The sequence below is a fragment of the Streptomyces sp. NPDC086554 genome, from assembly GCF_040686095.1.
GTDB lineage: Bacteria > Actinomycetota > Actinomycetes > Streptomycetales > Streptomycetaceae > Streptomyces.
Genome location: NZ_JBFBJK010000021.1, coordinates 24,088 through 50,711 on the forward strand (window position 1 = coordinate 24,088; position 26,624 = coordinate 50,711).

A 26,624-nucleotide genomic window follows, 5' to 3' on the forward strand; every position below is an offset into this window, starting at 1 on the left:
CTTTGGAGAGGCCGCGCGTCGAGCGAATTCCGCCACCGCGGCTACGCGGTGCGCGTACCCGTGGCCTTGAAGAACGTGTAGTGGAAGGTCCCGTCGTCGTCCGCGGTCCTGCGCAGATCGGCGATCCCGCGGTCCCAGTCCGCCTCGGTGATGAGCGCCGCGGCCAGCGCGTCCTCCCTGACGGATTCGATCATGGCGGTGAACGTGCTGCGCGTGAAGCCGTCGACCAACGCGGGACGGGTCCGGTCCGCGTAGACGGTGCACGCCCGCACCCGGACGTCGTCGTATCCGGCATCCGCGACCAGAGGCAGCAGCTCCCGCCCGATCAGGCCGTTCCCACCACCGTCCGCCTGCAACTGGACCAGGCAGCCGATCGCCGCGCGGGCGTAGGCACTGTCCGGGTGGAAGAACGCCGACGCGTGGTCCCCCTCGATCACGGTGAGGCTCCCGCCAGGTCGCAGCAGCCTCCGCAGTGCGGCGAGGGCGCGCCGGGGAGCGGCCAGGTGCTCCAGGACGAAGCACACGAAGATGTGGTCGAACTCGGCATCCGCGAAAGGAAGATCCAAGAGATCGGCGCGGCACCACGTCACATTCGCACCGGGCGCGTGGGCCTCGACGCGGGCGCGGGCCTGTGCCAGCGACTCCGCCGAGCGGTCGACGGCGACGATGTGCGCCCCGGGGCTTGAGTCGACCAGGTGGACGGTCTGTGCGCCGACCCCACAGCCGACCTCCAGGACGCGGCTGCCCGCGGGATACGCCGTGCCTTCGTGCAGCAGCGCGGCGAGGGTGTCCGCCTGATCACCGAGCCTGCGGGCCTCGCGGTCCGAGTATCCGTGGACGTAGTCAACTCCCGGGAGGATGCCGGGAGATGAGGTCGTGGGATTCGTGGTCGTTATGTGCATGACTTCAGCCTGCTGTCACTATGGCCCGGTGAACAGGTCCAATGACCATGATGCTGACCAGTCCATAGTGCCGTCCCCCGAGGCCGGCATCGTCGAGGGGAACGGCTCAGGAACCGACTTCCTCCAGCTGAACATCGGCGATGCCCCGCCCGGCGGGCGCGCGGACTGGCTGGCCCGGCGCCTGCGTCTCGCGATAGCGGACGGCCGCCTGCCGGTGGGCAGCAGACTGCCCGCCACCCGGACCCTGGCGGGCGAACTGCGCGTGTCCCGCGGCGTGATCACCGAGGCGTACCAGCGGTTGAGCGAGGACGGACATGTCGCGGGGCGGGGGCGCAACGGCACCGTGGTGGTCGCCGCACCCGTCACGGTCCGGCCGGAGGCACACACGCAGCCGCATCCTCCGCCGGGCACCCTCTTCGCCGCCGCGCCCGGCACGGACATCTTCGACGCGCTGCGGGCCGCACCGGCCCGGATCGACCTCTCTCCCGGCGTGCCCGATCTCGCGGCGTTCCCGCGCACCGCGTGGCTCCGCGCCGAACGCACCGTACTCAAGGAACTCCCGGCCTCCGCCTTCGGATACGGAGACCCGCGCGGGGCCCGGGAACTGCGCGTCGCCCTGGCCCACTGGCTGGCCCGCAGCCGGGGCATCCGCGCCGATCCGGACGAGATCGTCGTCACCGCGGGCACGGGTCAGACCCTCACGCTGCTCGGTCGGGTCCTGCACGACGACGGGATCCGCGCGGTGGCCGTGGAGGACCCCGGCGCGCTCGGCGCCCGCCAGCATCTGCGCAATGCACGCCTCGACACCCCGCCCGTCCCGGTCGACGCCGACGGCATCCGCGTCGACGCACTGGAGACCACGGGCGCTCCGGCCGTCCTGCTGACACCGGCGCACCAGTTCCCGACCGGCGTCGTGCTCGGCGGCCGCCGACGGCGCGCGCTGATGCGCTGGGCCACGGAGCGCGACGGGCTGATCATCGAGGACGACTACGACGCAGAGCACCGTTACGACCGCGCCCCGGTCCCCGCCCTGCGTTCCCTGCTCGCCGAGCATGTCCTGTACGCCGGGAGCGTGTCCAAGCTGCTCGCTCCGGCGCTGCGCATCGGCTGGGCGATCGCGCCGCCCCGGCACCGGGACGCTCTCGTCGCCGCCAAGCGCTTCGCCGACCTCGGCAGCGCCGTACTGCCGCAGCTCGTCCTGGCCCAGCTGATGGAATCCGGCGGGCTGGAACGCCAGTTGCGTCTCCTGCGCGGGCGCCATCGCCGCCGCAGGGACGCGATGATCGCCGCGATCAGGACCCAGCTGCCGGACGCCGTCGTGCACGGCGCCGCTGCCGGACTGCATCTGACGATCACCTTCGACGCCGGGTTCCGCGACACCGACCTCGCCGCGGCGGCCCTGTTGCGCGGCGTGAAGGTCCAGCCCTTGTCCTGGCACGGCCAACGCCCGCACCGCCCGGGCCTCGTCCTGGGCTACGCCGCCCCCACCGCCACCGACATCGCCGATGGCATCTCGCTCCTCGGCGACGCCGTGCGGGACTTGGCCTGACTGCGGGTTCTCAGCGGCCGAGCCGCCCGTAGAGGGTTACTGACGCCGCTGGCCAAGGACACAGAACTCATTGCCTTCGGGGTCTGTATCGGCCAGGGTGATCAGCCGTGGGTTGTTCTGGACGAATTCCAGCCCCGGCAGGCGATTCGGCTCCGGGCGGATCTCGAACTCATCGTCAGAGGAGTGAACGATTACCTGTTCCCATTCCAAGGTCATCCGCGGAGCGTGGAAGGGAAACTGACGCGGAGCCAGAGATCTTTGGCTGACTGTAGGGTCTCACCGCCGATGACATGTCGATCTTCTGTGACCTGCTGGTTCTCTGTTGTCTCAAGCTCAGATCGCGCACCGATGAGTTTCCCGCGCCGCGCCGGTCTGTACGCGTGAGACCGACCCACGGAAGGCTGGCGCCATGCGGAAACTGATCTACGGCATGAACCTGACCCTGGACGGCTACATCGCCGCGCCCGGCGACGACATCGGCTGGAGCGTGCCGAGCGACGAGCTGTTCCAGTTCTGGTCCGACCAGTTGCAGGCGACCGACCTGTCGCTGTACGGGCGCAAGCTGTGGCAGACGATGAGCTCCTACTGGCCGACCGGCGACCAGCAGCCCAACGCCACCCCGGCGGAGATCGAGTTCGCGCGCCGCTGGCGGGACATGTCGAAGGTGGTGTTCTCCTCGACGATCGACAAGGTCGACTGGAACACCCGCCTGGTCACCGGCGACGCGGTCGCCGAGATCACCCGGCTCAAGGCCGAGGACGGCGGCCCGATGGACATCGGCGGCGCGACGCTCGCCGGGGCGGCCATGCGGGCCGGGCTGATCGACGAGTACGTGCTGGCCACCGCGCCGGTCCTGGTGGGCGGCGGCACGCCGTTCTTCACCGCGCTGGACAACTGGGTGAACCTGAACCTGGTGGAGACGCGGACGCTTCCCTGCGGCGTGATCCTGACCAGGTACGAGACGAGGCGCTGAGCAGCAGCACCCACGCGCTGGTCTCCCCTACAGACGGAGCTTACGTCTGCGCCATGTCCACGAAGCGCGAGTAGTGGCCCTGGAAGGCGACCGTGATCGTGGCCGTCGGGCCGTTACGGTGCTTGCCCACGATGATGTCCGCCTCGCCCGCGCGCGGGGACTCCTTCTCGTACGCGTCCTCACGGTGCAGCAGGATGACCATGTCGGCGTCCTGCTCGATCGATCCGGATTCACGCAGGTCGGAGACCTGGGGCTTCTTGTCCGTGCGCTGCTCGGGGCCACGGTTCAGCTGCGAGAGCGCGATGACCGGGACTTCGAGTTCCTTGGCGAGCAGCTTCAGGTTTCGCGACATGTCCGAGACCTCCTGCTGGCGGCTCTCGGCGCGCTTCGAACCACCGGACTGCATCAGCTGCAGATAGTCGATGATCACGAGCTTGATGTCGCTGCGCTGCTTGAGACGGCGGCACTTGGCGCGGATCTCCATCATCGACAGGTTCGGGGAGTCGTCGATGTAGAGGGGGGCGGCCGAGACCTCGGGCATGCGGCGCGCGAGACGTGTCCAGTCCTCGTCGGTCATCGTGCCGGACCGCATGTGGTGCAGCGCGACGCGGGCCTCCGCGGAGAGCAGACGCATCGCGATCTCGTTGCGCCCCATTTCCAGGGAGAAGATGACGCTGGGCAGGTTGTGCTTGATCGAACAGGCCCGCGCGAAGTCGAGGGCCAGCGTGGACTTACCCATGGCGGGACGGGCCGCGATGACGATCATCTGGCCCGGGTGCAGGCCGTTCGTCAGCGAGTCGAAGTCGGTGAAGCCCGTCGGCACACCGGTCATCTCGCCGCTGCGCGATCCGATCGCCTCGATCTCGTCGAGCGCGCCCTCCATGATGTCGCCGAGCGGCAGATAGTCCTCGCTGGTGCGCTGCTCGGTGACCGCGTAGATCTCGGCCTGGGCGCTGTTGACGATCTCGTCGACGTCGCCGTCGGCCGCGTATCCCATCTGCGTGATGCGGGTGCCTGCCTCGACGAGGCGGCGCAGGACCGCGCGCTCGTGGACGATCTCCGCGTAGTACTCGGCGTTCGCCGCGGTCGGCACCGTCTGCACCAGTGTGTGCAGATACGGGGCGCCGCCGACCTTGGTGATCTCGCCGCGCTTGGTGAGCTCGGCGGCGGTGGTGATCGGGTCGGCCGGCTCGCCCTTCGCGTACAGGTCGAGGATCGCGGTGTAGATCGTCTCGTGCGCGGGCCGGTAGAAGTCATGGCCCTTGAGGACCTCGACGACATCGGCGATGGCGTCCTTGGACAGGAGCATGCCGCCGAGCACCGACTGCTCCGCGTCGAGGTCCTGCGGCGGTACGCGCTCGAAGGCGGTGCCGCCGCCGTCCCAGCCGCCACCTTCACGGCCCCGCTCATGCTGTTCGTCGCGGCCACGGCCGCCGTCACGGCGCCGGGAGGCGGGCAGACGATCGCTGGGACCGCTGTCGGCCCAGGGGTCGTCCAAAGGCTCGGAAATACTCACCGGGCCACCTCCTCCCGTCCGCCGCGCGGACCTCGCCGTGCCCCTCTTTCTTACGGCACGCCACTGACAAATGAGTCGCCCAACTCCGGTTCTGACGCGTCGGATTTACCGGGTTACCGCAGTCGGAAGACGAGGGGGGCGCCGGACCACGGTAGGCCCGTGGCCACCGTCAGCCAATCTGGTTATCCACAGGCGGTGTGGATGACGGGCGCGATGCTGTGGAGAACCCCGCAAAACCTGTGCACGGCCCGGTGGACAGCCCTGTGAACAAGCCCTCAGCCCTCTCCACAAACCGGCGCTGACCTGCAACGTTCCCGTCCACCGGCTGTGCAGAAGAAAAACTTCCCCAGTCGGACCAAGATCGCGACAAACAGTGCGCCACAGAGCGTCCCACCGAAGACCAAGTAAGGGTCCTTTAGTCGTTGCATCTCTTACCTGTGGAAGATTACATTGGTGCCCATGACACAGGCTCCCGCGGCACCCAAGGCCGCACGGCGACGGCATGACCGAGAGATCATCGCACTCGCCGTCCCCGCCTTCGGCGCACTCGTCGCCGAGCCTCTCTTCGTGATGGCCGACAGCGCCATCGTCGGCCATCTCGGCACCGCGCAACTGGCCGGTCTGGGCGTCGCCTCGGCCCTCCTCACCACCGCCGTGAGCGTGTTCGTCTTCCTTGCCTACGCCACCACAGCCGCCGTCGCCCGACGGGTCGGCGCCGGAGATCTCCAGGCCGCCATACGCCAGGGCATGGACGGCATCTGGCTGGCGCTTCTGCTCGGCGCCGCCGTCATCGCCGTCGTCCTGCCCACCGCACCCGCGCTCGTCGAACTCTTCGGCGCATCGGACACCGCCGCCCCGTACGCGATCACGTACCTCCGCATCTCCTCGCTCGGCATTCCGCCCATGCTCGTCGTGCTCGCCGCCACCGGTGTCCTGCGCGGCCTGCAGGACACGAAGACCCCGCTGTACGTCGCCATCGGCGGTTTCGTCGCCAACGGCGTCCTCAATGTGGGCCTCGTGTACGGCGCCGGCCTGGGCATCGCCGGTTCCGCCTGGGGCACCGTCATCGCCCAGTGCGCCATGGCCGCCGTGTACCTCTTCGTCGTCGTACGCGGAGCCAGACGCCACGGCGCTTCACTGCGCCCCGACGCCGCAGGGATCAGGGCCTGCGCCCAAGCGGGCGCACCCCTTCTCGTCCGTACGCTCTCGCTGCGGGCGATCCTCATGTTCGCGACCGCGGTGGCCGCCCGCCTCGGCGACGCCGATGTGGCCGCCCACCAGATCATCCTGTCCCTGTGGAACCTGCTGGCGTTCGCTCTCGACGCCATCGCCATCGCCGGCCAGGCGATCATCGGCCGCTATCTGGGAGCGAACGACGCCCAGGGCGCGCGTGACGTCTGCCGCCGGATGGTGCAGTGGGGCATCGCATCGGGGGTTGTGCTCGGCGCCCTGGTCGTCCTGGCCCGGCCCTTGTTCATCCCGCTGTTCACGAGTGACGCGGCCGTCGAGGACGCGGCGCTGCCCGCCCTCGTGGTGGTGGCCATCGCCCAGCCGATCTGCGGCATCGTCTATGTCCTGGACGGCGTCCTGATGGGAGCAGGCGACGGCCTCTACCTGGCCTGGGCCATGCTGGCCACGCTCGCCGTCTTCGTCCCCATCGCCCTCATGGTGCCCACCCTCGGCGGTGGCCTGACCGCCCTGTGGGGAGCGATGATGCTCATGATGACGGTACGGATGATCACCCTGTGGCTGCGATCCCGCTCGGGCCGCTGGATCGTCACGGGCGCCACACGCTGAGCCGTTTCACGACGCTGACCCGTTTCACGTGAAACATGTGGGGCCGCACCCCGAAGGGTGCGGCCCCACATGTTCGTTCAACTCTGCCAAGCGCAGTGCTTAGGCGGAGACGACCTCGATGTTGACCTTGGCGGCAACCTCGGGGTGCAGACGCACGGACGTCGCGTGGGCGCCCAGCGTCTTGATCGGCGCGTTCAGCTCGACACGGCGCTTGTCGACCTTCGGACCACCGGCAGCCGCGATCGCCGAAGCGATGTCGGCCGGGGTGACGGAACCGAAGAGACGACCGGCGTCGCCGGAGCGAACGGCCAGACGGACCTTGACGCCCTCGAGCTGGGCCTTGATCTCGTTGGCCTGCTCGATGGTCGCGATCTCGTGGATCTTGCGAGCACGACGGATCTGCTCGACGTCCTTCTCGCCACCCTTGGTCCAGCGGATCGCGAAGTTCCGCGGGATCAGGTAGTTGCGGGCGTAGCCGTCCTTGACGTCTACGACCTCGCCAGCAGCGCCGAGGCCAGTGACCTCGTGGGTGAGGATGATCTTCATTAGTCGGTCACCCTTCCCTTATCGCGCGGTGGACGTGTAGGGTAGCAGCGCCATCTCACGGCTGTTCTTCACGGCCGTGGCGACGTCACGCTGGTGCTGCGTGCAGTTGCCGGTCACGCGGCGGGCACGGATCTTGCCGCGGTCGGAAATGAACTTCCGCAGCATGTTCGTGTCCTTGTAGTCCACGTACGTGACCTTGTCCTTGCAGAATGCGCAGACCTTCTTCTTAGGCTTGCGCACAGGCGGCTTCGCCATGGTGTTTCTCCTGTGTGATCAAGAAGTGTGGGTACGGCCCACCCCTGGCCCTTCGGCCTAGAAGGGGGGCTCGTCCGAGTAGCCGCCGCCAGAGCCGCCGGAGCCGCCGGAGCTTCCGCCCCAGCCACCGCCGCCGCCCTGCTGCTGGCCGCCGCCGGCCGGCGCACCGGTCGCCCAGGGGTCGTCGGCGGGAGCACCGCCGCCACCCTGCTGCTGACCGCCACCGGAGCCGCCGCCCCAGTTGCCGCCGCCCTGCTGGCCGCCGCCACCGCCGCCGTATCCACCCTGGCCGCCGCGACCGGTGGTCTTGGTGACCTTGGCCGTGGCGTTCTTCAGGCTGGCGCCGACTTCCTCGACGTCCAGCTCGTAGACCGTGCGCTTGACGCCCTCGCGGTCCTCGTAGGACCGCTGCTTCAACCGGCCCTGCACGACGACGCGCATGCCTCGCTGAAGCGACTCAGCGACGTTCTCCGCCGCCTGACGCCAGACCGAGCAGGTGAGGAAGAGGCTCTCGCCGTCCTTCCACTCATTGGTCTGACGGTCGAAGGTGCGGGGAGTGGACGCGACACGGAACTTCGCGACCGCCGCACCGGACGGGGTGAAGCGCAGCTCGGGGTCGTCGACAAGATTGCCGACGACCGTGATGACGGTCTCGCCTGCCATGGGGGAACCTCTCGGCGGGTTTGCTGCTGGCTGCTTTTGCTGCTGCTACTCGAAACCCGAGTACCGCTGAGCTGGGAAGCTCAGTGGGTCTCGGGACGGAGGACCTTGGTCCGGAGGACCGACTCGTTCAGGTTCATCTGGCGGTCGAGCTCCTTGACGACCGCAGGCTCGGCCTGCAGGTCGATGACCGAGTAGATGCCCTCGGGCTTCTTCTTGATCTCGTACGAGAGACGACGACGGCCCCAGGTGTCGACCTTCTCAACCTTTCCGTTGCCCTCACGGACGACGGAGAGGAAGTTCTCGATCAGCGGGGAGACAGCGCGCTCCTCGAGATCGGGGTCGAGGATGACCATCACTTCGTAGTGACGCATGTGGAACCCACCTCCTTTGGACTCAGCGGCCACGGTCGTTCCGTGGCAGGAGGGTCGTGATGCGTACGCAACGGTATCGGCAGCCACTGACAATCGGGCTCCCCGATCAGAAACCGAGCGGGAACCCTGCCAGGGGCCTGGGCAGACACCGGTGCAGACGGTACAGAGTACCCGCACCATGGCTTCCGGTTGAAATCCGGCCGCCGACGGGCAGAATCTGTACACATCGGGTGTGTATGGCGCTACGATGCGCCGCCTTCCGCAGGAGGTGCCCCATGGCACAGGCATTGCGACGAAACACCGCCGGCTCTCTCTTCGCCACAGATGGCAAGGCCCATCCACTGCAGGACACGCTGCTTGGCGTGACGCTGATCCTCGGTGCGATCGCCTTCATCTCCGCGCAGTTCCACAACCTCCATCTGCTCAGCTCCTGGACCGGCCTGGTGGGAATCGGTACGGCCGCGTGGGGACAGTTCGTCTCCGAGACGACCCGCGAGCGCTTCGGCCTCATCGTCGGTCTCGGTGCGTCGGCGGTCGGATTCTTCCTGGGCATGGCCCACGGCGGCCTGTTCGGCGGCCTCTGGTGACCACCCCTCGGCACCCCCGCCACCCATAGGCCGGGGGCCGAGGTTCCATACGCCCAGACGGGGCGCTCGCGGGGCACAGTAGGCTTCGGCGCGAGAGCCGGAGCCCCTGTACCCATGGGGACACACCAGCCCGAGGAGCGCCCCGAATGAGTCTGACCCTGAGGACCATCAGTCGCGAGCAGCATCTGGCGTTTATCCAGAGCCTGCCGTCGGCGAGTCATTGCCAGGTCCCGGCATGGGCGGATGTGAAGAGTGAATGGCGTTCGGAGAACCTGGGCTGGTTCGACGACGGGACCGGTCAGCTGGTCGGCGTGGGCCTGGTGCTCTACCGCCAACTGCCCAAGCTGAAGCGCTATCTCGCGTACCTCCCCGAGGGCCCGGTCATCAATTGGTACGCCCCGAACCTGGACGACTGGCTGCAGCCGATGCTCGCGCATCTGAAGCAGCAGGGCGCCTTCTCCGTGAAGATGGGCCCGCCGGTCGTCATCCGGCGCTGGGACGCGCCCGCGATCAAGTCGGGCATCCAGAACCCTGATGTGAAGCGGCTGCGCGACGTCGAGGCCTCGCACATCGAGCCGCGCGCCTTCGAGGTCTCCGACCGGCTGCGCCGCATGGGCTGGCAGCAAGGCGAGGACGGCGGGGCCGGCTTCGGTGACGTACAGCCCCGTTACGTCTTCCAGGTGCCGCTGGCCAACCGCTCGCTGGACGAGGTCCTCAAGGGCTTCAACCAGCTGTGGCGGCGCAACATCAAGAAGGCCGAGAAGGCCGGTGTCGAGGTCGTCCAGGGCGGTTACGAGGACCTCGCCGAATGGCAGCGCCTCTACGAGATCACCGCGGTCCGCGACAAGTTCCGTCCGCGGCCGCTGGGTTACTTCCAGCAGATGTGGCGGACCCTCAACTCCGAGGACCCCAACCGCATGCGGCTGTACTTCGCGCGGCACAACGGCGTGAATCTCTCCGCGGCGACGATGCTGGTCGTCGGCGGTCACGTCTGGTACTCCTACGGCGCCTCGGACAACATCGGCCGCGAGGTCAGGCCCTCGAACGCGATGCAGTGGCGGATGCTCCGCGACGCCTACGCGCTCGGCGCCACCGTCTACGACTTGCGGGGCATCTCCGACTCTCTGGACGAGACGGACCACCTCTTCGGACTGATTCAGTTCAAGGTGGGCACGGGTGGAGAGGCGGTCGAGTACATCGGCGAGTGGGACTTCCCGCTCAACAAGCTGCTCCACAAGGCGCTCGACATCTACATGTCGCGTCGCTGACCGCGCGGACCCGGCACAATTCACACAGCTACGACGGCCACCCTGGCCCCAGGCACAACCACAAATAGTCTTCATACCTCTGATACACCGCAGCCACGAGAAAGGTTCCGGGATCCGGCCATGGCGCTCACGCTCTATGTCGACACCGCGCGCTGGCGGGCACACCACAAGCACGTGCTGGAGCAGTTCCCGGGCATCGTCCCGGTCTGCAAGGGCAACGGCTACGGCTTCGGTCACGAGCGCCTCGCGGAGGAAGCGACGCGCTTCGGCTCCGACGTCCTCGCTGTCGGCACCACCTACGAAGCCGCCCGGATCAAGGACTGGTTCAGCGGCGATCTGCTGGTCCTGACCCCGTTCCGGCGGGGCGAGGAGCCCGTGCCGCTGCCCGACCGCGTCATCCGCTCCGTGTCGTCCCTGGACGGCGTACACGGCCTCGTGGGCGCCCGCGTCGTCATCGAGGTCATGTCCTCGATGAAGCGGCACGGCGTGAGCGAGCAGGAGCTCTCGCAGCTGCACGCAGCCATCGAGGACGTACGGCTCGAAGGCTTCGCGATCCACCTGCCGCTGGACCGCACGGACGGCTCGGACGCCGTCGAGGAGGTCATCGGCTGGATGGACCGGCTGCGGGCGGCCCGGCTTCCGCTGCACACGATGTTCGTCAGCCACCTCAAGGCCAATGAACTCCAGCGCCTGCAGCAGCAGTTCCCGCAGACGCGGTTCCGCGCGCGCATCGGCACCCATCTGTGGCTGGGGGATCACGAGGCCACCCAGTACCGCGGTGCCGTCCTGGACGTCACGCAGGTGTCCAAGGGTGACCGCTTCGGCTACCGCCAGCAGAAGGTCGCGTCCGACGGCTGGCTGGTCGTCGTCGCGGGCGGCACGTCGCACGGCGTGGGCCTGGAGGCCCCGAAGGCGCTGCACGGCATGGTGCCGCGGGCGAAGGGCGTGGCCCGTGCGGGCCTCGCGACCGTCAACCGCAACCTGTCGCCGTTCGTCTGGGCCGGCAAGCAGCGCTGGTTCGCCGAGCCGCCGCACATGCAGGTCTCCATCCTTTTCGTGCCGTCGGACGCGCAGGAGCCGAAGGTGGGCGAGGAGCTGGTGGCCCATCTGCGGCACACCACCACGCAGTTCGACCGCATCGTCGATCGCTGATCACACGTAGCTGATCACACGCAGAAGGGCCGGGCGCGATGTTCTCGCGCCCGGCCCTTCTGATGTACCCGTTCGCTCAGGGCGAAATATCGGTCGTCGTCGACCCCCACCGCACGACGGGCCTTTCCGTGGAGTGCACCGCGTGCCGCGGCGGATGGGCCGCCTGCCCGAGGACGAAGACGTCCTGCGCACCGTCAAGGACGCCTCCCGACGGATCGTCGTCGCCGGACCTCCGCACCGGGTCCCGCTCGGGCATCAGGATGTCCCGTACGACCATGGCGCACAGGTACAGCGTCCCCAACAGGTGGATCATGATGACCAGTTGGTAGCCCTCGGTCGGCAGTCCCTTGTGGGCATCCCCGCTCGTCGTGTACGCGAGGTACAGCCAGATCCCCAGGAAGTACGCGACCTCGCAGGCCTGCCAGATCAGGAAGTCCCGCCAGCGCGGCCGGGCCAGCGCGGCGAGAGGGATCAGCCACAGGACGTACTGCGGCGAATAGACCTTGTTGGTGAGGATGAACGCGGCGACCACCAGGAAGGCCAGCTGCGCGAAGCGCGGGCGGCGCGGCGCGGTCAGGCCGAGGGCGCCGATTCCCAGGCAGGCCAGGAGCATCAGGGCCGTGGCGAGGGTGTTGACCGTGTCGGTGGACAGCGGCTCGTCCATGCGCTGGGAGAGGATCAGCCAGAAGGAGCCGAAGTCGACGCCCCGCTCCTGGCTGAAGGTGTAGAACTTCGCCCAGCCCTCACGGATGTGGAAGCCCGAGGCATCGTGGTCGATCATCACCGGCAGGTTCACCACGAGCCAGGCACCCACCGCGGCGCCGGCCGTCACGCAGAAGGCCCGCCAGCGCCCTGCCCGCCAGCACAGGATGAGCAGCGGGCCGAGCAGCAGCGCCGGATAGAGCTTCGCGGCGGTCGCCAGGCCGAGCAGGACGCCCGCGGAGAGCATCCCCTTGCGTGCCCACATCAGCATCGCGGCGGCCGTGAGAGCGACGGCGAACAGGTCCCAGTTGATGGTGGCCGTCAGCGCGAAGGCGGGCGCCAGGGCGACGAGCAGGCCGTCCCAGGGGCGGCGCCGGTGGGTGCGGGCCACGCAGACGGCGATGACCGCCGTGCAGGCCATCAGCATCCCGGCGTTGACCATCCAGTAGAACTTCTCCTGGTGCTGGATGCTGCCGCTGCCCGGTGTCAGCCAGGAGGCCACCTCCATGAACACACCGGTGAGCACCGGGTATTCGAGGTACTCCATGTCGCCGGGCAGCTTGTCGAAGTAGGGCACGAGCCCGTCGGCGAAGCCGCGCCCTTGGTAGAGATGAGGGATGTCGGAGTAGCAGGCGTGCGTGTACTGCGAGCTCGCGCCCTGGAACCAGGCGCCGTCGTAGCACGGCATCTTCTGCACCATGCCGAGCGCGAACATCCCGATGGCCACGAGCGCGATGACATGTACGGGAGTCCACCAGGTGGCCGCGTACAGCACTCTGCGGCCGATGGGCCCGCCGATGAGCTCGCTGCCGGCCGCCGCGACCTCATCCTCCTTGGTCGGCCGTACGGGCTCCGGCTGCCGCCCGCTCGAGGGCTGGTGCACGCTCGTGCGCGTCGTTTCTGCACTGGGCATGCCGCACATCCTGCCGTACGCGCCTGAGAACACGGAGAGGGCCGCCACACCGTAGGGGTGTGGCGGCCCTCTTCATGATCGGCTCTGCGTGTTTCACGTGAAACAGTGCGTTTCACGTGAAACACGCACGCGGGGTTCCTCGGTCAGCCGGTCGGGCCTCCGAAGATGCCTCCATTGCCGTTGCCGTTGTTTCCTCCACCGTCGGTCGGCTCTTCTGTGACCGGTGGTGACGGTTCGCCGGTGCTGCCATCGGTGGTCCCGCCGTTCCCGCCACCGCCGTTGTTGCTGCACTGCCAGTCCCAGTCGGCACAGGACTCACCGGGATCGGGGCTGCCCGACGGGCTCTCGGACGGCCCGGTATCCGTGGGGGTCGGCGACGGCGACTCCTCCGGCTCCTCGGTCTCCGTAGGAGTCGGGCTCGGCGGCGGGGTCTCGCCGACGACCTCACCGATCGGAGTCGGCACGCGGAAGTTCTTCACGGGCTCACCCTTGAGGGCCTGCTCCATGTAGTCCTTCCAGATCTGCGCGGGGAACGAGGCACCGTGGATCTTCTCCTCGCCACCCGTGCCGAACATCTCCAGGAACTCGCGCTTCTTGTTCCCCTCGTTGTCGTCGAGGCGGTACATACTGATCGCCGTCGACAGCTGCGGGGTGTAGCCGACGAACCAGGCCGACTTGTTGCCGTCGGTCGTACCGGTCTTGCCCGCCACCTGGCGGCCGCTCAGCTGGGCCGAGGTGCCGGTGCCCTTCTCGACGACGGTCCTGAGCACGTCGGTGACGTTGTTGGCGACCTCCGGGTCGAAGGCCCTCTTGGTCTGCGACTCGTGCTCGAAGACGGTGTTGCCCTTGTGCTCGACTTCCTTGACCGAGTACGGCTCGTTCTGCTTGCCGCTGGAAGCGAACGTGGAGTACGCGCCGGCCATGCGGATCGCGCTCGGAGAGGACGTACCGAGAGAGAAGGACGGGTAATTGGCGCTGGCCAGGCTGTTCTCCTTGAGGCCGGAGGCGATGGCCGCCTCCTTCACCTTGTCCAATCCGACGTCCATGCCGAGCTGCACATAGGCCGAGTTGACGGACTCCCGCATCGCCTCGCGGAGGTCGATCTGGTAGCTCGGGGCGTTGTAGGACGCGTCACCGTCGTTGGTCTGCAGCCATTCCTTGCCCTCACGGTCCGTCCAGACGGTGCCGTCGTACTTCTCGATCTTGAGCTTGTTCTTGCCGCTGTAGAGGCTCTTGGGGTTGACGATGGTGCGCTGGGTCGCGTCCTGGATCTCCGGCCCCTCCTTGGCGCGCTTACCGTCCTTGAAGGCGGCCGCCAGCACGAAGGGCTTGAACGTCGATCCGACCTGGGCACCGGTCTGGTCCGCGTTGTTGGTGAAGTGCTTGGTCGCGTCTTCACCGCCGTAGATCGCCTCGATCGCGCCGTCCTTCGGGTTCACCGAGGCGCCACCGAACTGGACGTGGGTGTCCTTCTCCTTACGCAACTTGGGCTTGATCTTCGCCTTGCGGACCTTCTCCACGGACTTCTCGAGCTCCTTGACCTTCGTCCTGTCGAAGGTCGTGTGGATCTCGTAGCCGCCCTGCTGGAGGTCATTGGCCGTGATCTTGCCGTCGCTGTTGTTGATCACGTACGCCTTGGCCAGGTCGACCAGGTAACCGATCTGACCGCCGAGCTGGGCGTTGGACCGCGGGTTCTGCAGCTTCGGGAACTTCCTGTACTTGCCCCGTTCCGCGGCGGTCAGGTGGCCGTCCTTGACCTCTTCGTCAAGGATCCACCTCCACCGCTTCGTGGCCCGTGCGGTGTTCGCGTCGTGCGTGGCAGCAGGGTCGACCTCGGGGGAGCCGGCGGGATCGTAGTACGTGGCGCCCTTGAGGACCGTCGCGAGGAGCGCGCACTGGCTGGGGTTCAGCTCGGTGGCGTCCTTGTTGAAGTAGGCGTGGGCCGCGGCCTGGATGCCGTAGGCACCGCGGCCGTAGTAGGCGGTGTTGAGATACCCCGCCATGATCTCTTCCTTGGGGACCGTCCGGCCGACCTTTATGGAGATGAAGAGCTCTTTGAACTTACGCGTGACCGTCTGCGACTGGTCGTTGAGGCGCGCGTTCTTCACGTACTGCTGAGTGATCGTGGAGCCACCCTGCGTCTCCCCGCCCTTGGCCATGTTGACCAGGGCACGGGTGATGCCCATGGGGTCGACGCCCTTGTCGTCCTCGAAGGTCTTGTTCTCCGCCGAGATGACGGCGGTCCGCATCGCCTTGGGGATCTTCTCGTAGTCGATGATCTGGCGGTTCGTCTCGCCACCGGTCGCGACCATCTGCTTGCCGTCGGCCCAGTAGTAGACGTTGTTCTGTGCCTTGGCGGCCTCGTCGACCTTCGGCACCTCCACCAGGGCGTACGCGATTCCGGCGACCGCCATCAGGCTGCCGAGGAAACCGATGAACAGGCCGGTGACAAGACGCCAGGACGGGACCCAGCGCCGCACGCCTTGCTTGTTCGCGCGCGGGTAGTCGATGAACCGCTTCTTGGCGGGCCCCTGACCGCCGCGGCCCCTGCCGCGACCCGGCCCGGCCGGCCCGCCGGGCCCACCGCGCCGGCCGCCGCCACCACCGCCCGAGCGGCCGGCACCGGACCCGTCGGCCGCCCTGCGGCGACCGCCGCCCGCGCCGACGGCACCGCTGCGCTGCGCCGCGCGACGGGCTTCTGCCCGGCCGCCGTAGGAACGGTCCCCGTCACCGGGGTCACCTGATCCGTACGAGCCGGTTGAGGAAGTGGGCGATCCAGTGGCGCCACGCGGTGCCGCGCGGCGGCCCGACGACTCGCCGGAGACGCCGCGTCTGGTCGCGGCGCGTCCGCCGCCCTGCGGCTGCGGCGGTTTGCGACGGTGCTCGCTCATCGAACGATTACTCCTCGGGCAGGCGCAGATGTCCGCGCCTGGAAACGGCGGCTGGTTTCCGGTCCCCCCGAAGTACGGATGCGCCCATCCCGGCGCTCATCCGCACTACACCAGGGACGACGACGCCCTCTGGCGTCACTTGGTTCCCGGCGGTCTGCATGGCGCACAGACTACGCACCGTCAAAACCCTCTTAGGGCCGAAGTTCACCCCAAAACAGGCAAGTTACTTCCTACGAATCGGTGATGTGACGCCGTTCACCGTTTCCCCTCTTGCCCCGCGAGGAGGGCCGTTCTATCGTCTCGATGTATCGAGTCGATACATCAGCTCGGCATAAAGACCGTGCAGACAGACGCTGGCAGACGGGAGGCGACACATGAGCAGACGCTCCGGCATCCTCGAGTTCGCCGTGCTCGGCCTGCTGCGCGAGTCTCCGATGCACGGCTATGAGCTGCGCAAACGACTCAACACGTCACTGGGAGTGTTCCGCGCCTTCAGCTACGGGACGCTCTACCCCTGCCTCAAGACGCTGGTCGCCAACGGCTGGTTGATCGAGGAAACGGGGAGCACCCCCGAAGACGCTCTCGCGGCTCCGCTCTCCGGGCGCCGCGCCAAGATCGTCTATCGGCTGACGGCGGAAGGTAAGGAGCACTTCGAGGAGCTGCTCTCGCAGACCGGCCCCGACGCGTACGAGGACGAGCATTTCGCCGCCCGCTTCGCCTTCTTCGGGCAGACCTCGCGGGACGTACGCATGCGGGTGCTCGAGGGGCGTCGCAGCCGCCTCGAGGAGCGTCTGGAGAAGATGAGCGCCTCCCTGGCCCGCACCCGGGAGCGCCTGGACGACTACACGCTTGAGCTGCAGCGGCACGGAATGGAGTCCGTGGAGCGCGAAGTGCGCTGGCTGAACGAGCTCATCGAGAGCGAGCGGGCGGGGCGGGACCAACAGCGGTCCGCCCCGGACGGCTCTGCTCGGCAAGACAGCACATCTGGGGAGTCGGGCGGCCTGCCCCGGCGGCGGGACGAGAACCCGCCGCCGGATCCGTCCGATGACACCGCCAAGTGAGACCCCGCGTTCCGCAGGGTTTCATCCGGAATACACAGATCACACAGGGAGCAACCGGAATGGGTTCGGTTCGCGTAGCCATCGTCGGCGTGGGCAACTGCGCCGCCTCGCTGGTCCAGGGCGTCGAGTACTACAAGGACGCAGACCCGGACACCAAGGTCCCGGGCCTGATGCACGTCCAGTTCGGCGACTACCACGTCGGCGATGTCGAGTTCGTCGCCGCCTTCGACGTGGACGCCAAGAAGGTCGGCCTCGACCTCTCGGACGCCATCGGCGCCAGCGAGAACAACACCATCAAGATCTGCGACGTGCCGAACAAGGGCGTCACCGTCCAGCGCGGCCACACCTACGACGGCCTGGGCCTGTACTACCGCCAGACCATCGAGGAGTCCGCCGAGGCCCCGGTCGACATCGTCCAGATCCTCAAGGACAAGCAGGTCGACGTCCTCGTCTGCTACCTGCCCGTGGGTTCCGAGGACGCTGCGAAGTTCTACGCGCAGTGCGCCATCGACGCCAAGGTCGCTTTCGTCAACGCTCTCCCGGTCTTCATCGCCGGCACCAAGGAGTGGGCCGACAAGTTCACCGAGGCGGGCGTCCCGATCGTCGGCGACGACATCAAGTCGCAGGTCGGCGCCACCATCACGCACCGTGTGATGGCGAAGCTGTTCGAGGACCGCGGTGTCCGTCTTGAGCGCACCATGCAGCTCAACGTCGGCGGCAACATGGACTTCAAGAACATGCTCGAGCGCGACCGCCTCGAGTCCAAGAAGATCTCGAAGACGCAGGCCGTCACCTCGCAGATCCCGGACCGCGAGCTGGGCGAGAAGAACGTCCACATCGGCCCGTCGGACTACGTGGCGTGGCTGGACGACCGCAAGTGGGCGTACGTCCGCCTCGAGGGCCGTGCCTTCGGCGACGTCCCGCTGAACCTGGAGTACAAGCTCGAGGTCTGGGACTCCCCGAACTCGGCGGGTGTCATCATCGACGCCCTGCGCGCCGCGAAGATCGCCAAGGACCGCGGCATCGGCGGCCCGATCCTCTCCGCGTCCTCGTACTTCATGAAGTCCCCGCCGGTGCAGTACTTCGACGACGAGGCGTACGACAACGTCGAAAAGTTCATCAAGGGCGAGGTCGAGCGCTAAAGCTCAGCTGTCGCACTCGTGTTGAGGGTCCCCGGGCAATCCGCCCGGGGACCCTCCTCGTATGTGAGGCTGTGCCCCATGGGTGTCGTCGGTGACCTGCGCGTACTGCTGCGCCTGCGGGACTTCCGGCGCCTGCTCGCCGTGCGGCTGCTCTCCCAGGGCGCCGACGGCGTCTATCAGGTGGCGCTCGCCTCGTACGTCGTCTTCTCGCCGGAGAAGCAGACCTCGCCCGGCGCGATCGCCGCCGCGATGGCGGTGCTCCTCCTCCCTTACTCGCTGATCGGCCCGTTCGCCGGCGTGCTCCTCGACCGCTGGCCGCGCCGCCAGGTCTTCCTGTACGGCAACCTGCTGCGGGCGGCGCTGGCCTCGGTGACGGCGGTGCTGATGCTGAGCGGCGTGCCGGACTGGCTGTTCTACGCCTCCGCGCTCTGTGTCACGGCCGTCAACCGGTTCGTCCTCGCCGGGCTCTCGGCGGCGCTGCCGCGCGTGGTCGACGCCGATCGCCTGGTCATGGCCAACTCCCTCTCACCCACCGCCGGGACGCTCGCCGCCACCGCCGGCGGCGGCCTCGCGTTCTCCGTACGCCTGGTCGTCTCCGACTCGGACGCGGCCGTCGTCCTGCTCGGGGCCGCCCTGTACCTCTGCGCGGCGCTCGCCTCGCTGCGCATGGCACGTGAACTCCTCGGCCCGGACCCGGAGCTGGTCCAGCCACGCCTCGGCGCGGCGCTCTCCGGTACGGCGCGGGATCTGCTGGCCGGCGTGCGGCATCTGTCGCAGCGGCGTCCCGCCGCCCGCGCACTGCTCGCCATGACCCTCATGAGGTTCTGCTACGGCGCCCTGTCCGTCATGGTCCTCATGCTCTGCCGATACGCCTGGTCGTCCACGGAGTCCGACGGGCTCGCCCTCCTTGGCCTCGCCGTGGCGATCTCGGGGGCGGGCTTCTTCATGGCGGCGGTGGTGACGCCCGCCGCGGTGAACCGCCTTGGCCCCGGCGGCTGGATCGTCGCCTGCGCCGGGGCGGCGGCGGTCCTGGAACCGGCACTCGGCCTGCCCTTCGAGGCCGTCCCCCTGCTCATCGCCGCGTTCCTCCTGGGCCTGACGACCCAGGGTGCGAAGATCGCCACGGACACGGTGGTGCAGTCCGAGGTGGACGACGGCTTCCGTGGCCGGATCTTCTCCGTCTACGACGTCCTGTTCAACGTCGCGTTCGTCGCCGCGGCGGGAGTGGCGGCCCTGATACTGCCGCCTGACGGTCGATCGGTTCCGCTGGTGGTCACGGTCGCCGTTATCTACGCAGCAATTGCTACTGCTATGGCCAGATTTGACGCGCAGTAAGTGTCACATCAATGCCACAGAGCCCCTCTGGACTTCAGAGATCCCACCGCGCCCCTATAACTTACGGACGTCGTATCCGCGCCATCGCGCTCTCGTTCGAGGGGGACCCCCAAGTGACTACTCCGCCCCAGGGCCAGAATCCGTACGGCCAGGGCGTGCAGCCGCACCCCGGCCAGCCGGGCCAGCCCACCGTTCCGCAGCAGCCCTACCCGCCGTACAACCAGGGGGCGCCGGTTCCGCCTCCGGCCGCTCCGAGCGGCGGTCGCAGCAAGAAGCTCCTGCTGCGCATCGGTGGCTTCGTCGTTCTCGCTGTCATCATCGCTGTCGTCAAGTGGCAGCTGGGCAAGAGCGACGCAGAGACCACCGCTGTCGGTGACTGCCTGCACAACAAGGGCACGCAGTCCGCGCCGGACCTGGAGAACACCGACTGCTCCTCGAGCGACGCCGAGTTCGAGGTCATCGAGAAGTTCGATGACACGAGCAGCGTCAGCAAGTGCGAAGCGGTCAAGGGGACCGAGGTCTCCTACTACCAGACCGGCCGCGGCCACGACGTGGTGCTCTGCCTGAAGAACAAGTAGCAGCATCTGCGAAGGGGCACTGTTTCACGTGAAACAGTGCCCCTTCGCGTGTCCGGACCCGGCTTCGTATGTCCGGACCTGGCGCGATGTTTCACGTGAAACATCGCACCGAACCCCACCTCACTCCTGCGCGGCCCACCACTCCTTGAGCGCCGCGACCGCCGCATCCCGCTCCATCGGCCCGTTCTCGAGCCGCAGCTCCAGCAGGAACTTGTAGGCCTGGCCGATCACCGGACCCGGTCGTACGTCCAGGATCTGCATGATCTCGTTGCCGTCCAGGTCGGGGCGGATCGAGTCCAGCTCCTCCTGTTCCTGGAGGCGGGCGATGCGCTCCTCAAGGCCGTCGTACGCGCGCGACAGCGCACTCGCCTTGCGCTTGTTGCGCGTCGTGCAGTCCGACCGGGTCAGCTTGTGCAGTCGACTCAGGAGCGGGCCCGCGTCACGTACATAGCGGCGTACCGCCGAGTCCGTCCATTCGCCCGTGCCGTAGCCGTGGAAGCGCAGGTGCAGCTCCACCAGGCGGGAGACGTCCTTCACGAGCTCGTTGGAGTACTTGAGCTCCGTCATCCGCTTCTTGGTCATCTTGGCGCCCACCACCTCGTGGTGGTGGAAGGAGACCCGGCCGTCGTCCTCGAAGCGTCGCGTCCGCGGCTTCCCGATGTCGTGCAGAAGGGCCGCGAGCCGCAGCGTCAGGTCCGGGCCGTGCTCCTCCAGCGCCATCGCCTGCTCGAGGACGATCAGCGAGTGGTCGTAGACGTCCTTGTGGCGGTGGTGCTCGTCACGCTCGAGACGTAGCGCCGGAAGCTCCGGGAGAACGTGCTCGGCGATGCCTGTGTCGACAAGTAGAGCCAGTCCCTTTGCCGGGTACGGCGAGAGGAGCAGCTTGTTCAGTTCGTCACGTACGCGCTCGGCGGAGACGATGTCGATGCGCTCGGCCATCGCCTTCATCGCGGCGACGACGTCCGGAGCCACCTCAAAGTCCAGCTGCGCGGCGAACCGCGCGGCCCGCATCATCCGCAGCGGGTCGTCGGAGAAGGAGTCCTCCGGGGTGCCAGGAGTGCGCAGGACGCACGCGGAGAGGTCCTCAAGGCCGCCGTGCGGGTCGATGAACTCCTTCTCGGGGAGCGCCACCGCCATCGCGTTCACGGTGAAGTCACGACGTACGAGGTCTTCCTCGATGGAGTCGCCGTAGGACACCTCGGGCTTGCGCGAGGTCCTGTCGTACGCCTCGGAGCGATACGTGGTGACCTCGATCTGGTAGCCGTCCTTCTGGCTGCCGACCGTGCCGAAGGCGATCCCCACCTCCCACACCGAATCCGCCCACGGCCTGACGATCTTCAGTACGTCCTCGGGGCGGGCTTCGGTCGTGAAGTCCAGGTCATTGCCGAGCCGGCCAAGGAGCGCGTCTCTCACCGAGCCGCCGACCAGGGCAAGGGAGAACCCAGCCTCTTGGAAACGGCGGGCAAGGTCGTCCGCGACAGGGGATACGCGCAGTAGTTCACTGACCGCGCGGCGCTGCACCTGGCTCAGTGCGCTGGGATTCTCTTCATTGGCGTTCGGCACAACAGAAAAGGGTACGTGGCCCGCGCACCCCCGGCCGCCCGGTTTTCCGGGCCGCTCCAGCCCCGCGCGCCCCTCCCCGGCCAGGTCTTCCGATCATGTGGAGCAGTCCGCGGCACTTCGCCACAGCGCACCTCGTTACCATGCGTGGACGCACAACCGACGACCACTGACGACGACGAGGACGGGCAACGCGTGGCCGAGGCGGCAGACTTCCCGGGGACCAGTCCCTCACCTGCCCGCCGGTGGCTGCGGCGCACGGCAGCGCTGCTGGCTGGGGCCCCTTTGCTGACCGGTGTGCTGCAGCTTCCTGCGGCGCCGGTCGCGGATGCCGCCGTGCCCGGCGCGGCGGCCAAGGCCACCGGTTCCAGCACCGTCGACGTCTCGCTGAACTCGCTGACCCCCACCGCTCCGACGGAAGACGACACGGTCACCGTCTCCGGCACCGTCACCAACAACGGCAAGCAGACGGTGACCAGAGCCGAGGTCGGCCTGCGCCTCGGCACTGCCCTGAACGGCCGGAGCCAGATCGACGCCGCCGCCAAGCGCACCGGCTACCAGCCGGGGGCCGACGGCGCCGAGGTCGGCGGCAAGTACGTCGAGAAGGTCTCCAAGCTGGCCCCCGGGGTCCGCCAGGACTTCAGCATCTCCGTGCCGGTCAAGGCGCTGGACCTCGACATCGACGGCGTCTACCAGCTCGGTGTCTCCCTCACCGGCCGGACATCGACCCAGCCGTGGTCCCAGGTGCTCGGCTTCGAGCGGACCTTCCTGCCGTGGCAGGCGGAGGACGCCGACACGAAGACGAAGACGACCTATCTGTGGCCGCTCATCTCCACCTCGCACCTCACGGCGGAGACCGGCTCGGACGAGCAGCAGACGCCCGTGTTCACCGACGACGACCTGGCCAAGGAGATCGCCCCGGGCGGCCGCCTCGACCAGATGCTGTCGCTGGGCCGCAAGCTCGACGTCACCTGGGTCATCGATCCCGATCTGCTGGCCTCGGTCGACGCGATGACCCGCAGCTACCGGGTGCAGACCGCCGACGGCAGGACGACCACGGCGGGCAGGAGCCAGGCGGTCGCCAAGCAGTGGCTGAACGACCTCGAGCAGACCGTGCAGGACCAGAAGGTCGTCGCACTGCCCTTCGCCGACCCAGACCTTGCCTCGCTCGCCCACAACGGCAAGACGGTCAGCGGGTCCCTCGGCCAGCTCAAGGATGCCACCGATGCGGGGTCATTGGCCGTGGAGTCCATCCTCCACGTCAAGCCGCGGTCGGACTTCGCCTGGCCGGTGAACGGCGCGCTCGACCCGTCGGTCGTCGACGTCTCCACCTCCGCGGGCGCCCACACGGTGATCGCCCGCAGCGACAGCCTGCGCGAGACCGACGGGCTGACGTACACGCCCAACGCCGCGCGGCCCATCGGCGGCGGCACGACCGCCGTAGTGGCCGACGCCGGCCTCTCCACCGCCTTCCAGGGCGACATGACGGGGGCCGAGAACTCCACGCTCGCCGTGCAGAAGTTCCTCGCCCAGAGCCTGATGGTCACCCTGCAGGCCCCGGACAAGCAGCGGAGCATCGTCGTCGCCCCGCAGCGCATGCCGACCGCCAGCCAGGCCCAGTCGATGGCGAAGGCGCTCACCGCCCTCTCCGACGAGCGCTGGTCGGAGCCGCAGGACCTGACGGCGGCGGCGAAGGCCAAGCCGGACCCGGCGGCCACGACCAGGGTGCCGTCGGCCGGCTCCTACCCGGCGTCGCTCCGTAAGCAGGAGCTGCCGAAGTCGGCCTTCCAGGACATCCAGAACACCCAGAACAAGCTCAACCGCTTCAAGACGATCCTCAGCGAGCCCGACCGCGTGATCACTCCCTTCGGGAGGGCCATAGACCGCGAGATGTCCACGTCGTGGCGTGGCCGGGCCGGGGAGGCGGACGGGTTCCGCCGGGGCGTGCAGAACTACCTGACGACGCTCACCCAGCAGGTGAGGCTGATCCAGAAGTCCGACGCGAAGCTCTCGGGCCGCAGCGCCACGATCCCGGTGACCGTCCAGAACAACCTGGTCCAGGGCGTCGATCACATGGTGCTGCGCCTCACGTCGGAGAACCCCACGCGACTGAAGATCGGCGGCGAGGCCTACTGGGAACAGCCGGTCAAGATCGCGGGAGGCCACGCCCAGTCGGTGAAGTTCACCACGACCGCCAACGCCAACGGCCCGGTCCCGGTCTACGCCCAGCTCTACACCGAGGACGGTCAGCCGTACGGCGACCCGGTCCGCTTCGACGTGAACGTCACCGAGATCACCCTCACCGTGATGCTCGTCATCGCGGGTGGCGTCCTGCTCCTCGTGCTCGCCGGGTTCCGGATGTACACCCAGCGCAAGCGCGCCGCCCGGAAGCAGGCCGAGGAGGCCGCGGCGGGCGGCCCCGACGACGGCCCGGACGGCGAGTCCGGCACCGAGTCCGGGGACGACCACCCCGAGCAGCCGAGTGACCCGACACCGGACACCGCTCCGGAAAGCACCGACCCGTCGGACACGGGTGAGAGAGTGGACCGTTGAGCGATGTCGTGGCCGGTGGGCCCGGGGACGATGAGGTGGGGTATCCATGAACGCGCCGTACGACGGTGACCGTGGCCAGGGCGCGGGCGGTTCAGGCCCCCCTGAGAACGGGCAGATGCCACCGCAGCCTGCCCCGGACGTGTACCTCCAGGACGCCTACGACCAGGACCCCTACCGGGCGCAGGACCTCAGCGCCCAGGACCCGGTGACCGAGGCGCTGTACGACCGCGCCGCGCACCCCCCGCCGCCCCCCGGCTACTACCAGGACCCGCAGCCGCTCTACGCTCAGCCGCCATCCCCTCAGCACGCGCCGGACCCCCGCGTGTGGGCCCAGACCCCGGCCCCCGAGCCGGACGGTCCGACCCGGCACCTTCCGTACGGCGACGACGCCCGTACGACCCAGTTCGTGGGCGTCGACGACCTGGTCACCCAGGCCGGCGAGGAGCACCACGAGCCGGACGCCTTCGCCCACCTCTTCCGCGACCAGCAGCCGGGCGGCTACCGCGAACCGCAGGGCGCCGCCTACCAGCAGCCCGGCGGCTACCCTCAGGACGGCTACCCCCAGGGCAACCAGGACGGCTACCAGCAGCCCGATGGCTACCACCCGCCCGAGCCGCCGGGCGTCCCCGCCCCGGCAGCCCCGGCTCCGGCGCCCGCCCCGAAGTCGAGCAGCGGTGGCCGCGCGTCGAGCCTGCTGAAGTCCAGTGCGGTGATGGCCGCGGGCACGCTCGTCTCGCGTCTCACCGGCTTCATCCGCTCCGCCCTGATCGTCTCGGCGCTCGGCGTCGGGCTGCTCGGTGACACCTTCCAGGTCGTCTACCAGATCCCGACGATGATCTACATCCTCACCGTCGGCGGCGGCCTCAACTCCGTGTTCGTACCGCAGCTGGTGCGTTCCATGAAGACGGACGAGGACGGCGGCGAGGCGTACGCCAACCGCCTGCTGACCCTCGTCATGGTGGCGCTCGGCGTACTCACCGTCCTGGGCATCGTGCTGGCTCCGCAGCTGGTGCGGGTGATGTCCGTGCCGGTCGCGAACGACCCGGCGGCCACCGAGGTCGGCACCACGCTTCTGCGCTACTTCCTGCCCTCGATCTTCTTCATGGGCATCCACGTGGTGATGGGCCAGATCCTCAACGCGCGCGGCAAGTTCGGCGCGATGATGTGGACGCCGGTCCTCAACAACATCGTCATCATCGCCACGCTCGGCATGTTCATCTGGGTCTACGGATCGTCGGCGTCGTCCGGCATGACCGTGACCAGCATCCCGCCGGAGGCCGAACGGCTCCTCGGCGTCGGTGTCCTGCTCGGTCTCGTCGTCCAGGCCCTGGCGATGATCCCCTACCTGCGCGAGACCGGATTCAAGTTGCGTCCGCGCTTCGACTGGAAGGGCCACGGCCTGGGCAAGGCTGCCAAGCTCGCCAAGTGGACGATCCTGTTCGTGCTCGCCAACCAGGCGGGCGCCCTCGTGGTCACCCAACTGGCCACCGCCGCCACGGTCGACCTGCCCTCCACGAGCGGCATCGGCTTCGCCGCCTACGCCAACGCCCAGCTCATCTGGGGACTCCCTCAGGCGATCATCACGGTCTCCCTGATGGCGGCCCTGCTGCCCCGCCTTTCCCGCTCGGCACAGGACGGCGACACCGGCTCGGTCCGCGACGACGTCTCGCAGGGCCTGCGCACGACAGCGGTCGCGATCGTGCCCGTCTCCTTCGGATTCGTCGCGCTCGGCATCCCGATGTGCACGCTGATCTTCGGCTCCTCGGGCAGTGCCCAGGCCACGAACATGGGCTACATGCTGATGGCCTTCGGCCTCGGCCTGATCCCCTACTCCGTGCAGTACGTCGTGCTGCGTGCGTTCTACGCCTACGAGGACACGCGGACGCCCTTCTATAACACGGTCATCGTCGCCGCCGTGAATGCCGCCGCCTCCACGGCCTGCTACTTCCTGCTGCCCACCCGCTGGGCCGTGACGGGCATGGCCGCCATCTACGGCCTCGCCTACGCCATCGGCGTGGGCGTCGCCTGGCAGCGGCTGCGGAAGCGTCTCGGCGGCGACCTGGACGGCGCCCACGTCCTGCGTACGTACGCCCGTCTCGGCATCGCCTCGCTGCCCGGAGCGCTGCTCGGCGGCGCCGCCGCGTATGCCGTCACTCAGGGGCTCGGTCAGGGCGTCCTCGGCTCGCTGGCGGCGCTGATCGTGGGTGGTGCGGTGCTGCTCGGCGTCTTCTTCATCGCCGCGAAGCGCATGCGGATCGCGGAGCTCAACTCCATGGTCGGGATGGTGCGCGGCCGTCTCGGACGATGAGT

The 26,624-nt window shown here is 68.3% G+C and carries 22 protein-coding genes; 12 read left to right on the forward strand and 10 right to left on the reverse strand.

Features of this window, described 5'->3' with window-relative positions:
- Positions 1 to 41: 41 nt before the first annotated feature.
- Positions 42 to 902, reverse strand: coding sequence for a methyltransferase domain-containing protein (locus tag AB0O76_RS30550; RefSeq protein WP_365497486.1), 861 nt, complete (start codon positions 900 to 902; stop codon positions 42 to 44).
- Positions 903 to 969: 67 nt separating this feature from the next.
- On the opposite strand from AB0O76_RS30550, the gene AB0O76_RS30555 reads away from it, so the two are divergent.
- On the forward strand, positions 970 to 2,451 hold the full coding sequence (locus AB0O76_RS30555) for a PLP-dependent aminotransferase family protein (protein WP_365497843.1): 1,482 nt from the start codon (positions 970 to 972) through the stop codon (positions 2,449 to 2,451).
- 36 nt (positions 2,452 to 2,487) lie between these two features.
- Here the strand turns inward: AB0O76_RS30555 and AB0O76_RS30560 are convergent, their stop codons facing one another.
- On the reverse strand, positions 2,488 to 2,667 hold the full coding sequence (locus AB0O76_RS30560; RefSeq protein WP_365497488.1) for a hypothetical protein: 180 nt from the start codon (positions 2,665 to 2,667) through the stop codon (positions 2,488 to 2,490).
- A gap of 193 nt (positions 2,668 to 2,860) precedes the next feature.
- Between AB0O76_RS30560 and AB0O76_RS30565 the strand changes: the two genes are divergently transcribed.
- A complete protein-coding gene (locus AB0O76_RS30565) occupies positions 2,861 to 3,424 on the forward strand; it encodes a dihydrofolate reductase family protein (RefSeq protein WP_266358395.1) in 564 nt (187 codons plus the stop codon).
- A 40-nt stretch (positions 3,425 to 3,464) separates the two neighbouring features.
- Here the strand turns inward: AB0O76_RS30565 and dnaB are convergent, their stop codons facing one another.
- Positions 3,465 to 4,940 carry a replicative DNA helicase gene (gene dnaB, locus AB0O76_RS30570; RefSeq protein ID WP_135331201.1) on the reverse strand — a complete coding sequence of 492 codons (1,476 nt, stop codon included), beginning with the start codon at positions 4,938 to 4,940 and terminating at the stop codon, positions 3,465 to 3,467.
- 459 nt (positions 4,941 to 5,399) lie between these two features.
- Here dnaB and AB0O76_RS30575 point away from each other — a divergent pair, with 459 nt between their 5' ends.
- Positions 5,400 to 6,737 carry an MATE family efflux transporter gene (locus AB0O76_RS30575; protein WP_365497491.1) on the forward strand — a complete coding sequence of 446 codons (1,338 nt, stop codon included), beginning with the start codon at positions 5,400 to 5,402 and terminating at the stop codon, positions 6,735 to 6,737.
- Positions 6,738 to 6,836: 99 nt separating this feature from the next.
- Here AB0O76_RS30575 and rplI read toward each other — a convergent pair whose 3' ends face one another.
- From rplI to rpsF, 4 genes are all read right to left on the reverse strand, one after another.
- A complete protein-coding gene (gene rplI, locus AB0O76_RS30580; RefSeq protein ID WP_365497493.1) occupies positions 6,837 to 7,283 on the reverse strand; it encodes a 50S ribosomal protein L9 in 447 nt (148 codons plus the stop codon).
- A gap of 18 nt (positions 7,284 to 7,301) precedes the next feature.
- Complete coding sequence (gene rpsR / locus AB0O76_RS30585; RefSeq protein ID WP_003949403.1) at positions 7,302 to 7,538, reverse strand: 30S ribosomal protein S18; 237 nt, start codon at positions 7,536 to 7,538, stop codon at positions 7,302 to 7,304.
- A gap of 57 nt (positions 7,539 to 7,595) precedes the next feature.
- Positions 7,596 to 8,201 (reverse strand): single-stranded DNA-binding protein, encoded by a 606-nt coding sequence (locus AB0O76_RS30590; protein ID WP_135331198.1) that lies wholly within the window; start codon positions 8,199 to 8,201, stop codon positions 7,596 to 7,598.
- An 80-nt stretch (positions 8,202 to 8,281) separates the two neighbouring features.
- Positions 8,282 to 8,572, reverse strand: coding sequence for a 30S ribosomal protein S6 (rpsF, locus tag AB0O76_RS30595; RefSeq protein ID WP_006604399.1), 291 nt, complete (start codon positions 8,570 to 8,572; stop codon positions 8,282 to 8,284).
- Positions 8,573 to 8,847: 275 nt separating this feature from the next.
- Between rpsF and AB0O76_RS30600 the strand changes: the two genes are divergently transcribed.
- The 3 genes from AB0O76_RS30600 to AB0O76_RS30610 all read left to right on the forward strand — a co-directional run bounded on the left by AB0O76_RS30600 (position 8,848) and on the right by AB0O76_RS30610 (position 11,579).
- Complete coding sequence (locus tag AB0O76_RS30600; protein ID WP_365497496.1) at positions 8,848 to 9,159, forward strand: hypothetical protein; 312 nt, start codon at positions 8,848 to 8,850, stop codon at positions 9,157 to 9,159.
- 146 nt (positions 9,160 to 9,305) lie between these two features.
- Entirely contained in the window at positions 9,306 to 10,427 is a 1,122-nt protein-coding gene (locus AB0O76_RS30605; RefSeq protein ID WP_365497499.1) for a peptidoglycan bridge formation glycyltransferase FemA/FemB family protein, read from the forward strand.
- A gap of 120 nt (positions 10,428 to 10,547) precedes the next feature.
- The gene (locus AB0O76_RS30610) at positions 10,548 to 11,579 is read left to right on the forward strand and encodes an alanine racemase (RefSeq protein WP_266864492.1); all 1,032 of its coding nucleotides are present in this window, start codon (positions 10,548 to 10,550) and stop codon (positions 11,577 to 11,579) included.
- A gap of 76 nt (positions 11,580 to 11,655) precedes the next feature.
- On the opposite strand, the gene AB0O76_RS30615 is transcribed toward AB0O76_RS30610, so the two are convergent.
- Both AB0O76_RS30615 and AB0O76_RS30620 read right to left on the reverse strand, forming a co-directional pair.
- Positions 11,656 to 13,203, reverse strand: a complete 1,548-nt coding sequence (locus tag AB0O76_RS30615; RefSeq protein WP_365497846.1) for a glycosyltransferase 87 family protein — start codon at positions 13,201 to 13,203, stop codon at positions 11,656 to 11,658.
- A 134-nt stretch (positions 13,204 to 13,337) separates the two neighbouring features.
- Positions 13,338 to 16,085, reverse strand: coding sequence for a transglycosylase domain-containing protein (locus AB0O76_RS30620; RefSeq protein WP_365497502.1), 2,748 nt, complete (start codon positions 16,083 to 16,085; stop codon positions 13,338 to 13,340).
- A gap of 374 nt (positions 16,086 to 16,459) precedes the next feature.
- Here AB0O76_RS30620 and AB0O76_RS30625 point away from each other — a divergent pair, with 374 nt between their 5' ends.
- From AB0O76_RS30625 to AB0O76_RS30640, 4 genes are all read left to right on the forward strand, one after another.
- Positions 16,460 to 17,146, forward strand: a complete 687-nt coding sequence (locus tag AB0O76_RS30625) for a PadR family transcriptional regulator (protein ID WP_365497505.1) — start codon at positions 16,460 to 16,462, stop codon at positions 17,144 to 17,146.
- A gap of 59 nt (positions 17,147 to 17,205) precedes the next feature.
- On the forward strand, positions 17,206 to 18,288 hold the full coding sequence (locus tag AB0O76_RS30630; RefSeq protein ID WP_360775687.1) for an inositol-3-phosphate synthase: 1,083 nt from the start codon (positions 17,206 to 17,208) through the stop codon (positions 18,286 to 18,288).
- 78 nt (positions 18,289 to 18,366) lie between these two features.
- Positions 18,367 to 19,623 carry an MFS transporter gene (locus tag AB0O76_RS30635; RefSeq protein WP_365497509.1) on the forward strand — a complete coding sequence of 419 codons (1,257 nt, stop codon included), beginning with the start codon at positions 18,367 to 18,369 and terminating at the stop codon, positions 19,621 to 19,623.
- A gap of 113 nt (positions 19,624 to 19,736) precedes the next feature.
- Positions 19,737 to 20,201, forward strand: coding sequence for a hypothetical protein (locus AB0O76_RS30640; RefSeq protein WP_365497512.1), 465 nt, complete (start codon positions 19,737 to 19,739; stop codon positions 20,199 to 20,201).
- 120 nt (positions 20,202 to 20,321) lie between these two features.
- Here AB0O76_RS30640 and AB0O76_RS30645 read toward each other — a convergent pair whose 3' ends face one another.
- The gene (locus tag AB0O76_RS30645; protein ID WP_365497515.1) at positions 20,322 to 21,764 is read right to left on the reverse strand and encodes a CCA tRNA nucleotidyltransferase; all 1,443 of its coding nucleotides are present in this window, start codon (positions 21,762 to 21,764) and stop codon (positions 20,322 to 20,324) included.
- 192 nt (positions 21,765 to 21,956) lie between these two features.
- Here AB0O76_RS30645 and AB0O76_RS30650 point away from each other — a divergent pair, with 192 nt between their 5' ends.
- Both AB0O76_RS30650 and murJ read left to right on the forward strand, forming a co-directional pair.
- The gene (locus tag AB0O76_RS30650; protein WP_365497849.1) at positions 21,957 to 24,314 is read left to right on the forward strand and encodes a DUF6049 family protein; all 2,358 of its coding nucleotides are present in this window, start codon (positions 21,957 to 21,959) and stop codon (positions 24,312 to 24,314) included.
- A 46-nt stretch (positions 24,315 to 24,360) separates the two neighbouring features.
- Complete coding sequence (murJ, locus tag AB0O76_RS30655) at positions 24,361 to 26,622, forward strand: murein biosynthesis integral membrane protein MurJ (RefSeq protein WP_365497518.1); 2,262 nt, start codon at positions 24,361 to 24,363, stop codon at positions 26,620 to 26,622.
- The last annotated feature ends 2 nt before the right edge of the window (positions 26,623 to 26,624 follow it).

Coding starts and splice junctions, on each gene's coding strand:
- rpsF (WP_006604399.1), bottom strand. CDS start 8,572: ATGCGTCACTACGAAGTGATGGTCATCCTCGACCCCGATCTCGAGGAG.
- AB0O76_RS30590 (WP_135331198.1), bottom strand. CDS start 8,201: ATGGCAGGCGAGACCGTCATCACGGTCGTCGGCAATCTTGTCGACGAC.
- AB0O76_RS30625 (WP_365497505.1), top strand. CDS start 16,460: ATGAGCAGACGCTCCGGCATCCTCGAGTTCGCCGTGCTCGGCCTGCTG.
- rpsR (WP_003949403.1), bottom strand. CDS start 7,538: ATGGCGAAGCCGCCTGTGCGCAAGCCTAAGAAGAAGGTCTGCGCATTC.
- AB0O76_RS30635 (WP_365497509.1), top strand. CDS start 18,367: ATGGGTGTCGTCGGTGACCTGCGCGTACTGCTGCGCCTGCGGGACTTC.
- AB0O76_RS30605 (WP_365497499.1), top strand. CDS start 9,306: ATGAGTCTGACCCTGAGGACCATCAGTCGCGAGCAGCATCTGGCGTTT.
- AB0O76_RS30575 (WP_365497491.1), top strand. CDS start 5,400: ATGACACAGGCTCCCGCGGCACCCAAGGCCGCACGGCGACGGCATGAC.
- AB0O76_RS30620 (WP_365497502.1), bottom strand. CDS start 16,085: ATGAGCGAGCACCGTCGCAAACCGCCGCAGCCGCAGGGCGGCGGACGC.
- AB0O76_RS30560 (WP_365497488.1), bottom strand. CDS start 2,667: ATGACCTTGGAATGGGAACAGGTAATCGTTCACTCCTCTGACGATGAG.
- AB0O76_RS30610 (WP_266864492.1), top strand. CDS start 10,548: ATGGCGCTCACGCTCTATGTCGACACCGCGCGCTGGCGGGCACACCAC.
- murJ (WP_365497518.1), top strand. CDS start 24,361: ATGAACGCGCCGTACGACGGTGACCGTGGCCAGGGCGCGGGCGGTTCA.
- AB0O76_RS30615 (WP_365497846.1), bottom strand. CDS start 13,203: ATGTGCGGCATGCCCAGTGCAGAAACGACGCGCACGAGCGTGCACCAG.
- AB0O76_RS30630 (WP_360775687.1), top strand. CDS start 17,206: ATGGGTTCGGTTCGCGTAGCCATCGTCGGCGTGGGCAACTGCGCCGCC.
- rplI (WP_365497493.1), bottom strand. CDS start 7,283: ATGAAGATCATCCTCACCCACGAGGTCACTGGCCTCGGCGCTGCTGGC.
- AB0O76_RS30550 (WP_365497486.1), bottom strand. CDS start 902: ATGCACATAACGACCACGAATCCCACGACCTCATCTCCCGGCATCCTC.
- AB0O76_RS30600 (WP_365497496.1), top strand. CDS start 8,848: ATGGCACAGGCATTGCGACGAAACACCGCCGGCTCTCTCTTCGCCACA.
- AB0O76_RS30565 (WP_266358395.1), top strand. CDS start 2,861: ATGCGGAAACTGATCTACGGCATGAACCTGACCCTGGACGGCTACATC.